A 13,400-nucleotide genomic window follows, 5' to 3' on the forward strand; every position below is an offset into this window, starting at 1 on the left:
TTCAGGACGGTCCGTCCCAGGTAGGGCAGATGCCCAGCGGCCAGGGGCGGAGGGGCCAGGCCCCTCAGGGGCTGCGGGGCTCGCCGCGTCCGGCCCGCAGGGCCCGCACGGAAAAGCTCACCCGGTCGATCTCGCGGCCGGCCTCGTCCAGCAGCAGCACGCGGTGCGGGCCCGGGCTGGGGCGCCACAGGGCGGGGCGGTCGGCCCGCTGCGCTTTCTCGCCATCCACCTGCCAGCGCCAGCCGGCGGCCGCCGGGCCGCTGAGCTGGAGGGCGATGCGCTGGCGGGGTGGGGGAATGTCCGGGTCCAGGGCGAGGATGCTGCCCTCACCGGGATAGGCGATACGGGCCAGGCGCGTGGCGCCTGCCTCGCGCACGACGCGCATTTCCGTGCCCTGCAGAAACCATTCCTGGCGGGGCGGCTCCCGCGGGGGGTCGAAGCGCACCGGACGCCGTAGCACGCCGGGGGGCGGCGCGGGCGGCAGACTGGCTGCGGCGCGGCGGGAGTGCTCCGGGTCGCCGCGATGCAGCCAGTCCATGACTTCCCGCCAGACCGGTGCGGCGCCGCTGGTACCGGAAACATCGTGCATGGGGCCGCCCCCCGCATTACCCACCCAGACCGCCACGGTGTAGCGGCGGGAGAAGCCCAGGCACCAATTGTCACGCATGTCCTTGCTGGTGCCTGTCTTGGCGGCGGACCAATAGGACGTCGCCAGCCAGGAGTCCAGCCCGAAGGTGCCGGCCCTGGCCGCGCGGTCGGCCAGGATGTCGGCCACGATGAAACTCGCTGCGGCATCGCCCGCCGGCCGCGTCACGCCGGAAAAAACGCCGGCGCAGCCCCCCTCGGCACAGGGAGGGCGGCGGCCGTCCCGGGTGGCCCGCAGGGGGGACCAGGTGCCGCCGTTGGCCAGGCTGCGGTAGGCATTGGCCAGCATGAGCAGCGAAACGTCGGCGGAGCCCAGGGCGAGGCTGTAACCGTAATAGTCTCCGTCCTCCTTGAGGCTGAGTAAGCCCAGTCGCCGCAGACGGGCGTGGAAGGCGTCCGGCCCCAGGCGGACCAGGGTGCGCACCGCCGGGACGTTGAGGGACTCGGCCAGGGCCCGGCGGACGCTGACCCAGCCCCGGTACTCGGGGACGTAATTCTGGGGCACGTAGAGTCCCGCGGCGGTGCTGAGGGCGGCGGGAGAATCCTCGACCAGGGCCGCCGCGCTAAGCTGGCGGCGCTCCAGGGCCAGTGCATAGAGGAAGGGTTTCAGGGTGGATCCCGCCTGACGCAGGGCGGCGGTCCCATCCACGTGGGGTGCTCCGGAAAGGGAGGCGGAAGAGCCGATCCAGGCCAGAACTTCACCGCTCCGATTGTCCAGGACCAGCACGGCACCGTCCTCGACGTTGCGCCGGGCCAGTTCCCGCAGATGGCGCTCCAGGGCGGCGGCGGCAAAGCGCTGCAGGTCGGCATCCAGGGTGCTGCCCAGGCGCTCGCCTGGACGTTGCAGGAGCTTTCTGGCCAGGTGGGGGGCAAGATTTTCGCCAGCGTCGGACGGAGGCATCGCGGGGCGCAGGGCGCCGGAAAAAGCCAGGCGGGCCAGGGTGTCCAGCCCCGCGCAGTCGCCGGGCTGGCGCTGGGCTCGCAAGAGGCCGCAGGCCCGTTCCGCCACGGTCTCGGGCGCTGCGCCGGGGGCGCGCAGGAGCGCAGCGGCCAGCGCGGCCTCGCGACTGTCCAGGCCGTCGGGGTCCTTGCCGAAGAGCCGACGGCTCATGGCCGCCACGCCGACCACTTCGCCGCGGAAGCCGGCCAGGTTCAGATAGGCCTCGAGGATTTCGTCCTTTTTCCAGTGCCGTTCCAGCGCCAGGGCGGCAGCGGCCTGGCCCAGCTTCTGGAAGGCGTTGCGCCTGCCCGTCGGGCGTTGCTCCGCCAGCAGGCCGGCGAGTTGCATGGTGAGGGTGCTGGCGCCCCGGGTGCGGGTGTTCCACAGATTGCGCCAGGCGCTGGCCGCCACCGCGTTCCAGTCTATGCCCGAGTGTTCGTGGAAGCGGCGATCCTCGGAATGGAGCACCGCCCGCAGCAGGGTGGGGGAAACGCCCTCCAGGGGCGTCCAGGGCAGGCGCTGCACGGTCGGATCGAGGCGCAGCCGCTGCAGGGGGCGACCGTCCCGGGCCAGGAGCCAGGCGTCGGACTCGGCGTGGGCGGCGCGAACTTCGGCGAAGGAGGGCAGGGCGCTGGCGCCGCCGGGCAGCAGGCACAGGGCAGCGCAGAGCACTCCGGCAAGGCCGGAGCGGGCCGGCGCCGCCCCGAGGCGCGCGGGCCAAAGGCCTGCCGATCGGTGCCGGTCGGCGTCCTGTCCGTCTTCCCCGGCCCCTCTCCCGCGGTGGGGGCGAGGGCAAGCACGCGCGACGCCGGCCTGCTGCCCCACTAAAGCCCGAAGGCGGCGTAGGCGACGAGGGCCATGCCGGCCAGGACGGCCTCCAGCCAATTCCCCCGGGGCGTGTGGTCGACGGTGGCCGAAGCGGGATCCTTGGGGTCGTAATAAACCTTGACCCGACTGCCCGTGGCGAGGCGTTGCAGGATGCGGTAAACCACGGCCGGACGGACATCCTCGATGGTCAGGATGATCATGCGGCTGTCGATGACGCGGTCGTCGATCTGGTAGCGGAAGGACGCCGCCAGGCGGGTCTTGCCGTCGGCGGTGGTTTGCAGGTCGGAGCGGATGATGGTACCGCTGACCGAGGGCCAGTTCTGCAGGCCGCGGTTGCGCAACCGGGTAAACAGACCGAAGGCGATGGCCAGAAAGCCCAGGACGATCATGGCGGGTTTGATGTATTCCATGTCGTGCAGGGCCGATGGCGCTCGTGATGTGGGATGAGGTCCGCACCTTACCGACTTCCGGCGCCGCCGGTCAAGAGCCGGCGGGCCTTCTAGCCGCCGGGTCTTCGCTTCGCCGCAGGCAGTGGCATAATCCCCCGCGATGCTCGCCTACATCGTCCGCCGGCTTCTCTACGCCATCCCCATTCTCATCGGGGTGAATCTCGTTACTTTCGCCCTGTTCTTCGTCGTCAACACTCCGGATGACATGGCCCGCATGCAGTTGGGCGTCAAGCGGGTGACGCCGGAGGCCATCGTGCGCTGGAAAGCGGAGCGGGGTTACGACAAACCGCTCTTCTACAACGCCGATGCCCCCGGCCTGGCGGCCCTTTCCGACACCATTTTCTTTACCCGCTCGGCGGCCATGTTCGTGGGCGACTTCGGCCGCGCCGAGGACGGCCGCGACATTGCGCGCGAGATCGGCAACCGTATGGGGCCCTCCCTGGCCATCGCGCTGCCGACTTTCGTCCTGGGGCTGTTCGTCACGGTGAGTTTCGCCCTGATCCTGGCCTTCTTCCGGGCCAGCGCCTTCGACCTGTGGGGCGTGGTGCTGTGCGTGGCAATGATGTCCATCTCGGGTCTGTTCTACATCATCGGGGGGCAGTATCTGGTGAGCAAGATCTGGCGCCTGGTGCCCATTTCCGGCTTCGGCGAGGGCCTGGATGCCTGGCGCTTCCTGATTCTGCCGGTGGTGATCGGGGTGGTGTCGGGGATTGGTTCATCCACGCGCTGGTACCGCACCATCTTCCTGGAGGAGGTCGGCAAGGACTATGTGCGTACCGCAAGGGCCAAAGGCCTGTCGGAGACCCTGGTCTTTTTCCGCCACATCCTGCGCAACGCCCTCATTCCCATTCTGACCGGGGTGGTGGTGGTCATTCCGCTGCTCTTCATGGGCTCGCTCCTGACGGAATCCTTTTTTGGCATTCCCGGGCTGGGCAGCTACACCATAGACGCCATCAACGCCCAGGACTTCGCCATCGTGCGATCCATGGTCTTCATCGGTTCGGTGCTCTATATCGCGGGGCTCATCCTGACCGACATTTCCTACACCCTGGTCGATCCGCGGATACGCTTCGAATGATCCTCGTTTCCTCGCCTGGAAGGCGTGGGGCCCTTCGACACGGGCGCTGCGCGGACTGTTCAGGGACGGGCGCCTCGCCCAGTGCGCGCGCACACGAAGATTCGCTCGCCCTGAGCCCTTCGACTGGGCTCAGGGCAGGCCTGTCGAAGGATGAGCCGTTTGTCGGTGGTCAAGGGAGGGTTCCCGGGTGATCGATTTCCAGCCGGTGCTCCTGTGGTCGGATGGGCTGGTATGGCTTCTGGTCGCCGGTCTGGCCGGTTTTGCCCGCTACGCGGCCGGCAGTCCCCCACTCGTTGCGGCCTGGGTGCGGGTTGGCGCCAGCCGGGCCGGAATGGCGGCGGCGACGGTGCTGGCGGCTTTCGTCGCGGTGGGACTTCTGGACTCGGTGCATTTTCGCCCCAAGTTGGAGGCTGCGCCGGGCCAGAAGGCGAGCTATGGCGTGGAAGTCCTCTCGCTCCTCGACGCCCTGGGCGCGCCGCTACGCACGCGCAACGAAAAGACCTATTCCGAGCCTTTCGCCACCCGCCTCTACGCCAAGGAAACCGTCGAGCTGCCCGGTGGCGGCCAGGGGCGCGAGTATCCGCGCCTCAAGTTCGGTGGCGTCCACCTGGGGGATGCCGAGGATTCCCTGGCCGCCGACGTGGCCCTGACCGCCTTTCGGGGCGCGGTGCTGGGGTTTCTCGGCTGGCTGGTGCTGGCTGCCGGCGTCAGCGGCGGGATCGCCCGCCGGGCCGGCATCCCCCACGCCGCCGCGGCCGGTCGCATCCTGCGGGGCAGGACGGCCTTCGCCTGGGACGCCGTCCTGGGCACGGCCCTGCTCCTGGCCCTGATCGGCGTGCCGCTCCTCCAGCTCGCGGGCAGTTACCACGTCTTCGGCACCGACAAGGTGGGTCAGGATGTGTTGTACCAAGTTTTGAAGAGCGTGCGCACAGGGCTCATCATCGGCCTCGTCACCACCCTGGTGACGCTGCCCCTGGCCGTGGTCCTGGGCATCGTCGCCGGGTATTTCCGGGGCTGGGTCGATGACCTGATCCAGTACGTCTATACCGTGCTCAACTCGATTCCCGGCGTGCTGCTCATCGCCGCCGCGGTGCTCATGATGCAGGTGGTGATCGATACCCACCCGCAGTGGTTTTCCACCGCCGCCGAGCGGGCCGACCTGCGGCTCCTGGCGCTGTGCTTCATCCTGGGCATGACCAGCTGGACCGGCCTGTGCCGCCTGCTGCGGGGCGAAACCCTCAAGCTGCGCGAACTGGAATACATCCAGGCGGCGCAGGCCTTCGGCGTTTCCAGTGCCCGCATCATCGGCCGCCACATCCTGCCCAATCTCATGCACATCGTCATCATCGCCCTGGTGATGGATTTTTCCGGGCTGGTGCTGGCCGAGGCGGTGCTGTCCTACGTGGGTATCGGCGTCGATCCCTCCATGGTCAGCTTCGGCACCATGATCAACAACGCCCGCCTGGAACTGGGGCGTGAGCCGGTGGTGTGGTGGTCCCTGATGGCGGCCTTCGCCGCCATGTTTGTTCTGGTCCTGGCCGCCAACCTGTTTGCCGACGCGGTACGGGACGCTTTCGATCCGAGGGCCGCATGAGTGCAGCGCTGCTGGAAGTCACCGATCTGCGCCTGGGCTTTGCGGCCGCGGGGAGCACCGTTCTGGCCGTGGAGGGTGTTTCCTTCCGCATCGGCGCGGGGGAGACCTTTGCCCTCCTGGGGGAATCCGGCTGCGGCAAGTCGGCTACCGCCCAGGGGGTGATGCGGCTGCTGCCGGCGGCCGGGCGCATCGTCGGCGGCACCGTGCGCCTGGGCGGCGAAGAACTTCTGGCCCTGCCGGAAGCTGCCATGCGCGGCCTGCGCGGCGGCCGCATGGCGATGATTTTCCAGGAGCCGGCCACCAGCCTCAATCCGGTGCTCACCGTGGGGCGGCAGATCGGCGAGGTGCTGCAACTGCACCGGGGGCAGCGGGGCACCGCGGCCCGCGCGACCATGGCCGAATTGCTGCGTCAGGTGGGCATCGCCGATCCGGAACGGCGCCTGGACGAATACCCCTTCCAGTTGTCCGGCGGCATGAAGCAGCGGGTGATGATCGCCATCGCCCTGGCGGGGGCGCCGGACCTTCTCATCGCCGACGAGCCGACCACGGCCCTTGATGTCACCGTCCAGGCGCAGATCCTCGACCTCCTGGCAGGGCTCCAGGCGGAGCGGGGCATGGGCATGCTGCTCATCACCCACGACCTGGGGGTGGTGGCTCGCATGGCCCACCGCGTCGGCGTGATGTACGCCGGCGAGTTGGTCGAGGAAGCCGACCGGGCCAGCTTCTTCGCCAGCCCCGGCCACCCCTATACCCAGGCCCTGTTTGCGGCCCTGCCCGAGGTTTCCCGTCGCGGCCGGCCGCTCACCACCATCCCGGGCCAGGTGCCGGCCCTGGGCGCCATGCCGCCGGGCTGCCGCTTTGCCGAGCGCTGTCCCCACGCCATGGCGGTCTGCCGCGCGGTGTCGCCCCCCTGGCGCGAGCTGGCCCCCGGCCATCGCCTGCGCTGCCATTGGGATGGCGGTGGGGGGAGCGGCGGCGACTTGGGCGAGATCGTCCGCCGCGGCGAACTCCAGTCCCCCGACCGCGCGGTACTGGAAGTCAGCGACCTCAAGGTGCATTTCCCCATCCGGCGGGGCTTCCTGCAGCGCACCGTAGGCCACGTGCGCGCCGTGGACGGCGTTTCCCTCGCCCTCACCCCGGGCCGTACCCTGGCCCTGGTGGGGGAATCGGGCTGCGGCAAGACCACCGTCGGCAAGGCCATCCTGCAACTGGTGGCGCCCAGCGGGGGCAGCGTGCGTCTGGGTGCCTCGCAACTGGTGGGCATGCCGCGGCGCCGCCTGCGGGCCGTGCGCCGACACATGCAGATGGTTTTCCAGGATCCCTTCGCCTCCCTGAACCCCCGTCTGCGGGTGGGCGAGATCATCGCGGAAGGCATGGCGGCGCTGCGCGTTGGGGGAGGTGGCGACCCGGCCGCCGCCGTCGCGGCCCTGCTCGCCCAGGTGGGTCTGCCGCCCGAGGCCGCGCTGCGCTATCCCCATGAGTTCTCCGGCGGTCAGCGTCAGCGCATCGCCATCGCGCGGGCCCTCGCCGTACAGCCGGAAATCCTCATCTGCGACGAGCCGACCTCGGCCCTGGACGTCTCGGTCCAGGCGCAAATCCTGAATCTGCTCAAGAATCTGCAGGAATCGCTGGGGGTGGCCTATCTGTTCATCACCCACAATTTCGCCGTGGTCGAGTATCTGGCCCACGAAGTGGCGGTAATGTACCTGGGGCGCATCGTCGAATGGGGGAGCGCCGCCCAGGTGCTGGGCCATCCCCGCCACCCTTACACCCGGGCGCTGCTCTCGGCCGTTCCGGCCGTGCATCCCGGCGGGGGGGAAGAGCGCATCCGGCTCCCCGGTGAGGCGCCTTCGCCCGCCAGTCCACCCCGGGGCTGTCACTTCCACCCGCGCTGCACCCAGGCCAGCGAAGCCTGCCGCCAGGCCTATCCGGGGGCGGTCGAGGTGGGCCCGGAGCACGCCGTCGCCTGCCACCTGTACGGCCCCGCGTCGGAGGAAAGACCGGCGTAGATCGGCGGGGGTGGGTGGGCTGCCGGCTTGGCGGCGGCTTGCGGGTGAAACCCAGAGCCTGTGAATCGAGGCGCTCAGCCGCGGCGGCCGTTGCCCGCCCGGGCGACCTGGGAACTCCTGGGCGGAGCCTTGGCCGCGGCGCGGGCAGTCGCCTTGGGCTTGGCTGCTGCGACCCGGGCAGTGCTCGTTTTGTTCCGGGAAGGAGCCTTGGCCAGGGTCCGTACCGCCGGCGCCTTGCCGGAACGGGCAAGCTGGGCGCGCGCCTCGCGCCGGTCCTCGCCCTTCTTGCCCTTGCTGACCCGGCTCGGCGCTTCGTCCGCCTCGATGCGGGGCAGGCGTGCCTGGGGCGACAGTGCGTCGATGTCCACCCCGTCCCGCCCGGCGGGAACCAGCAGCATCGACCCCGCTGCGGGCCTGGTCCGGCCGCCCAAGCCATTCGCTTCGCGCAATTCGGCCGCCGAGATACCGAAGCGGGGGGCAAGTTTTTCCAGCCGCTCGCCGGGCTTGACCGTGTAGGCCTGCCAACGGCTGAGGGGGGCGGCGTGGCTTTCCAGGTTGGCTTGGAAGGTTTCGAGCTTGTCGGCGGGGATCACGACCTGGCTGTCGGGGGTGATGACCGGCCGATTGTGGGCCGGATTGAGGGCGAGGAATTCATTGACCGGCATCCCCGCCAGGCGGGCGGCGGTCTTGATGTCGATGGGCTTTCCCGGGTCCACCGTAGCGAAATAGGGCTGGTTTTCCAGGGCGGGCAGGCCCAGTTCCGCCATCAGGCGCGGGTTGCCGAAAATGTTCTTGAGCGCCTGCAGCTTGGGGACGTAGTTGCGGGTCTCGGCGGGCATGCTGAGGCTGGAGAAGTCGGTGGGCAGCCCCCGGGCAAGATTCTTGTCCACCGCCCGCTTGACCGCGTTTTCGCCCCAGTTGTAGGAGGCCAGGGCCAGATGCCAGTCGCCGTTCATCTCGTAGATGGTCTGCAGATAATCGAGGGCTGCGGCGGTGGAGGCGAGGATGTCGCGGCGCTGGTCCTGCCACCAATCCTGGGCCAGGTTGTAACGTTTGCCGGTGGCGGGAATGAACTGCCACAGGCCCGAGGCCCGGGCGCGGGAATAGGCCATGGGATTGAAGGAGCTTTCCACCATGGGCAGGAGCGCGAGTTCGGTGGGCATGCCACGCCGCTCCAGCTCCTCGACGATATGGTGCATGTAGCGGCGGCTGCGTTCGACCATGCGGCGCAGCATGTCGGGCCGGTTCATGTACCACTGTTGATGATGGAGCACCACCTCGTCGTTGAGGTTGGGCATGGCAAAGCCGTTGCGCACGCGGACCCAGAGATCGTCCGTGGGGGCTGTGAGGTCGATGGGCGCGCTGACGCCGAGGGGCGCGGCGACTTCGTGCGTCACCAGGGCCTCCGGGGGCAGGGCCGGCGAGATTTCCCGGGGAGCGAAGAAGGCCAGGAGCGAGAAGCCGGCACCGGATGTCGTTTCCGGGGAAGGCTCGGCGAAGGTTCCGGGCAACTGGGCGTGAAGCGGCCCGGAAAAGGCGGTCAGAACGAGAAGGGCCGCGGGGCCCAGGACTTGCGCAAAGGACCGCGACAGAACGTTACGCAGCGGCATGAGGGATCCTCCTGGCTCGGAACGGGGTCGACTAAAACGTGAAATTATACCGGAAGGTAGCCCCGGGGCTGCCTTCCGGTGCCTGCTGCGCGGCTGGGTCGCGGCTCAGGGTGGGTTGGGTACGATTGTTGCTTTCTTGAATTTGAGAACAGGCCCGCGATCCTCGCCGCCTTCCCAAGCCGCCCCCGGGGGACAACAACGATGAAAATCTGGCAACGCCTGGTCCTGTCGATCCTGCTGGCCGTGATCGCCTCCGGGTCGGGGCTGATCTACTGGGCTTCCCTCGAGCAGCAGCGCATCGCCGCCGACCAGGCGCGGGAATTCGCCGACAGCATCCACCAGATGACCCTCGCCGGGCTGACGGGAATGATGATTACCGGGACTGTCCCCCTGCGTGCGCTCTTTCTCGACCAGATCAAGGCCATGCATCAGATCGAGAGTCTCAAGGTGATCCGGGGGGATGCCGTGGTGGGGCAATTTGGCCCCGGGTTGGAGGGCGAGACCGACGCGGACCCCGTCGAGCGCGCCGTCCTGGACGGCCGGGAGGCCTACTATGCCGTCGAATCCGGCAGTGACGGTGTGGAGCGCCTGCGGGCGGTGATTCCGGCCCGGGCGCTGGAAAACTACCTGGGCAAGACCTGCACCAACTGCCACAACGTTCCCGTGGGGACCGTGCTGGGCGCGGTCAGCATGGAAATATCCCTGGCTTCCGCCAGCGAAAGCACGCGGCGTTTTACCCGCCATGCCGTCCTTGCGGCGGCGGCCCTCTGTTTTCCCCTGGGGGGATTCATCTGGTATTTCATCTCCCGCCTGGTGTCGCGGCCCCTGGCCCGCATGGCGGACGGTCTGGAGGACATCGCGGCGGGAGACATCGACGCGGCGGTCGAACTGCCCGTGCGGCGGGAGGATGAGGTGGGACGGGCGGTAGCCGCCTTCAACCGGGTTCTGGGCAAGGCCGCGGAACTCCTGCGGGAGCAGCGCCTGGCACGCATCGTCTTCGAAAATTCCCTGGAGGGCATTACCGTCACCGATGCCCACTCCCGCATCGTGATGGTGAACAAGGCCTTCACCGACACCACGGGCTATAGCGCCGAAGAGGCTCTGGGCAAGACTCCGGCCATGCTCAAGTCCGGCAAGCAGGGCGAAGCCTTCTATCGCGACTTCTGGAACATCCTGCGGGAACGGGGCGAATGGCGGGGCGAAATCTGGAATCGGCGCAAGAACGGGACCGTGTATCCCGAGTGGCTCAATGTCAGCGCGGTGCGCGACCACCACGGACGCATCGAGCACTACATCGCCATTTTCAGCGACATCACCGAGCGCAAGGAGCACGAGGAACGCATCACCTACCAGGCTTTCCACGACGCCCTCACCGGCCTGCCCAACCGCCTGCTGTTCCGTGACCGGCTCGACCTCGCCCTCGCCCAGGCGCGGCGCAACAAGGCCCGCAGGCCCGCCCTCATGTTCCTCGATCTCGACCGCTTCAAGCAGATCAACGATACCCTGGGACACGAGGCGGGGGATACCCTGCTGAAGGAAGTGGCCAATCGGCTGCGTCACTGTGTGCGTGCCTCGGACACCGTGGCGCGCATTGCCGGGGACGAATTCACCGTCCTGCTTCCCGAGGCGGAGGAGGAGGGCGAGGCCCGGGCGGTGGCCGAGAAAATCCTGCAGGCCATGGGCGAACCCATCGTTCTCGGAAGCGCGAGCCGGGTGGTCACCACCAGCATCGGCATCAGCCTATTCCCGCAGGACGGACGGGACGCCGAAACGCTGATGAAGCACGCCGACGCCGCCATGTATGCCGTCAAGGGCAGCGGGCGGGCGTCCTTCTGCTTTTTCAACAGCGATCTGCTGGGTCGGCCCACGCGGCGCAGCGCCATGGAGGAGCGCCTGGTCAATGCCTTCGAGGGCAACGAGTTCCGGGTCGCCTTCCAGGCAGCCACCCTCCTGGACCAGGGCCAGCCCTGTGGATTGGAAGCCCGCCTCACCTGGGCGCAGCCCGACGGCACCCTGCTCGACTGCGAGGAGTTTCTCGGGGCGGCGGAAGACCTGGGCCTCGCCCCGGCGCTTGGGGAATGGTTGCTGGAAAACGCCTGTCGCGAAGCCTTGGTGCTTGGCGCGGGGACGGCCACGCATCTGGCCGTGGGTCTCGGCGCCGCCGCCTTCGGCCGCGCGGACCTGGCCGAGCGGGTCGCCCTCATCCTGGAGCGCACCGGATGGCCTGCCCGGCAACTGGAAATCGGGTTTCCGGAAAGTGTCGTGATGCGCAACCCGGAAGAAAGCCGCGCCGTCCTGACCAACCTTGCCGAACTCGGCGTGGATCTGGCGCTCACCGACTACGGGATGTGCGGCTCCAGCCTCGTGCTGTTGCGGGATCTTCCCCTGGCTGCCCTGCGCCTGGATGCAGCCCTGGTGGGCGAAGAGCGCCGTCGTCCCGGAGGATCGTCGGTGCTGGCGGCCTTCCTGGGGCTCGCCCGGGCGCTGCGGCTACGGGTCGTCGTCTCCCCGGGCAAGGCCATCGCTCCCGCCGAAGTGCAAGCGCCCTTCCCGAGTCCCTGAATCCCCCTGGAGTTTTCGTGCTTCGGGCAAGGATGCGGCCCGGGTGAGGGCGGGTCTTGCGCGCTTTTGCCTTTCAGCGGCTCGCGCCCCCCTGGGGGACGCTGTGGCAGCGCTGGCACGAGAAAAACGTGATGAACGCCACGCGATCGTGGCACTGGCCGCAGTATTGCCCGCGGAAGATGTCGGCCATGCGGATCTGCGTGCTGCCGGCGCGGGCTTCGAAGGGCGCCGGGTGGCAGTTGGAGCAGGCCAGCCAGAGCGTGTGGGAGCGGTGCGGGAATCTGACGTGGGGCATCTCCCGCGTGTTTTTCATCACGATGTCGAGGTCGAGGACTTCCATGCCGGCCTTGCCGCTCAGGTCGCTGCGGGGAGAAATTTTGCCTTCCTGGAGCGCCCGCATCCAGTCGGGGAACCCGTTGGCGTCGTAGGGCAGGTGCCGGGTCGCCTCTTCGATGGTCTGAAGCCGCCGGGCCTCCGGGTTGGCAGGGTCGTGGATGGCCTTGCCGTCGATGGCGCGTCGGGCCTGGTTCTGCTCGGCAGGCTGGGGGTCGGCGGGGGCGGGGGCTTCGGCCCCGGCGGCCGCGGGGACCGCCCGGAGGAAAGCCGACGCGTCCAGGCAGGCGAAGCCCAGGGCCAGGGTCGCTGCCGTGGCGAGTAGAAAGGAGCGGGCACGTGGCTTGCTGAAGAGCATGGATCGCAATCGTTGCCAAACCGGCGCAAGCGCATTGGAAAAGGCCGGCATGAACCCGGCCGCCGAAGCGCAAACCATGCACGGCCTGTGCCAGGAGGCACGGACCAGGAGAACTGATGACCATGTCGCCCGATAGGACCCGAAACTTCGTCATGCTGGCCGGCCTCGTCGGCACCGCCCTGGGGGCGGGCGCCGGATTTGCCTACCTCGATTCCCAGCGGACCCTCAAACGGGCCGAGGTCCGCGCCCTGGCCTACGCGCAAGCCCAGCGCCTGTCGCAGCGCTTGCAGGAAAGCCTGGGGCCGGCCTACATGCTGGCTTCGCTGGTACAGCAGGGGAACGGCAAAGTGGACAACTTCGAGGCCGTCGCCGTCGAGATCATGACCCAGTTTCCCATGGCCAGGGCGGTTCAGCTTGCCCCCATGGGCGTGATCTCCCAGGTCTATCCGCTGCCCGGCAACGAGAAAGTCCTGGGGCACGACCTGATCAAGGACAAGGCCCGCAATCGGGAGGCTCATCTGGCCATTTCCCGCAAGCAGCTCACCCTGGCCGGACCGTTCGAACTCATGCAGGGCGGTCTGGGAGCGGTGGGGCGCTATCCCGTATTCCGCCGTCAGGCGGACGGGCGGACGGAATTCTGGGGGTTCTCCATCGTGCTCATCCGCGTTCCAGAACTGCTTTCCGCCGCCGGCTTCCTGCACCTCAGGACGGCGGGCATGAGCTACAGCCTCTGCCGTCACCCTTTGGGCGACGAGAAGGAGGCCTGCGTGCCCTTCGCGCGGGAGGGCACCGCGGTTCTCGACGATCCGGTGACGGTGGATGTGGATGTGCCCAATGGGAAATGGGTACTGTCCCTGGCGCCGCTGCAAGGGTGGCTGCGCCTCCAGGACTGGCTGGTCTTCGGGGCGGGCGCCCTGGGGCTGGGGGGGCTGCTGTCCGGTCTCCAGGCGCTGTTGCTGCGGCGCTATGCCAGCCCCTGACGCGCGGGTCAGGA

9 protein-coding genes are annotated in these 13,400 nt (G+C 68.7%); 5 read left to right on the forward strand and 4 right to left on the reverse strand.

Translation table 11 applies throughout. The features are described 5' to 3' along the window. Positions 1-64 precede the first annotated feature (64 nt). Positions 65-2,257: a penicillin-binding protein 1C gene (gene pbpC, locus IPM73_06900; protein ID MBK8917765.1), complete on the reverse strand. Its 2,193-nt coding sequence runs from the start codon at positions 2,255-2,257 to the stop codon at positions 65-67. Positions 2,258-2,409: 152 nt separating this feature from the next. Continuing rightward, on the reverse strand, positions 2,410-2,823 hold the full coding sequence (locus IPM73_06905) for a DUF3592 domain-containing protein (protein ID MBK8917766.1): 414 nt from the start codon (positions 2,821-2,823) through the stop codon (positions 2,410-2,412). A gap of 139 nt (positions 2,824-2,962) precedes the next feature. Here IPM73_06905 and IPM73_06910 point away from each other — a divergent pair, with 139 nt between their 5' ends. From IPM73_06910 to IPM73_06920, 3 genes are all read left to right on the forward strand, one after another. After that, complete coding sequence (locus IPM73_06910; protein ID MBK8917767.1) at positions 2,963-3,940, forward strand: ABC transporter permease; 978 nt, start codon at positions 2,963-2,965, stop codon at positions 3,938-3,940. A 190-nt stretch (positions 3,941-4,130) separates the two neighbouring features. Continuing rightward, positions 4,131-5,534: an ABC transporter permease gene (locus IPM73_06915; GenBank protein ID MBK8917768.1), complete on the forward strand. Its 1,404-nt coding sequence runs from the start codon at positions 4,131-4,133 to the stop codon at positions 5,532-5,534. Further along, entirely contained in the window at positions 5,531-7,543 is a 2,013-nt protein-coding gene (locus IPM73_06920; GenBank protein ID MBK8917769.1) for an ABC transporter ATP-binding protein, read from the forward strand. Before IPM73_06915 ends, IPM73_06920 begins: the two co-directional genes overlap by 4 nt. Positions 7,544-7,617: 74 nt before the next feature. Here the strand turns inward: IPM73_06920 and IPM73_06925 are convergent, their stop codons facing one another. Further along, positions 7,618-9,153 carry a transglycosylase SLT domain-containing protein gene (locus IPM73_06925; GenBank protein ID MBK8917770.1) on the reverse strand — a complete coding sequence of 512 codons (1,536 nt, stop codon included), beginning with the start codon at positions 9,151-9,153 and terminating at the stop codon, positions 7,618-7,620. 201 nt (positions 9,154-9,354) lie between these two features. Between IPM73_06925 and IPM73_06930 the strand changes: the two genes are divergently transcribed. Next, on the forward strand, positions 9,355-11,715 hold the full coding sequence (locus tag IPM73_06930; GenBank protein ID MBK8917771.1) for a diguanylate cyclase: 2,361 nt from the start codon (positions 9,355-9,357) through the stop codon (positions 11,713-11,715). Positions 11,716-11,788: 73 nt separating this feature from the next. Here the strand turns inward: IPM73_06930 and IPM73_06935 are convergent, their stop codons facing one another. Next, the gene (locus IPM73_06935; protein MBK8917772.1) at positions 11,789-12,406 is read right to left on the reverse strand and encodes a hypothetical protein; all 618 of its coding nucleotides are present in this window, start codon (positions 12,404-12,406) and stop codon (positions 11,789-11,791) included. 122 nt (positions 12,407-12,528) lie between these two features. Between IPM73_06935 and IPM73_06940 the strand changes: the two genes are divergently transcribed. Next, the gene (locus IPM73_06940) at positions 12,529-13,386 is read left to right on the forward strand and encodes a CHASE domain-containing protein (GenBank protein ID MBK8917773.1); all 858 of its coding nucleotides are present in this window, start codon (positions 12,529-12,531) and stop codon (positions 13,384-13,386) included. The last annotated feature ends 14 nt before the right edge of the window (positions 13,387-13,400 follow it).

This window comes from Betaproteobacteria bacterium (assembly GCA_016720065.1).
In the GTDB taxonomy this organism is placed as follows: Bacteria; Pseudomonadota; Gammaproteobacteria; order Burkholderiales; family Rhodocyclaceae; genus SSSZ01.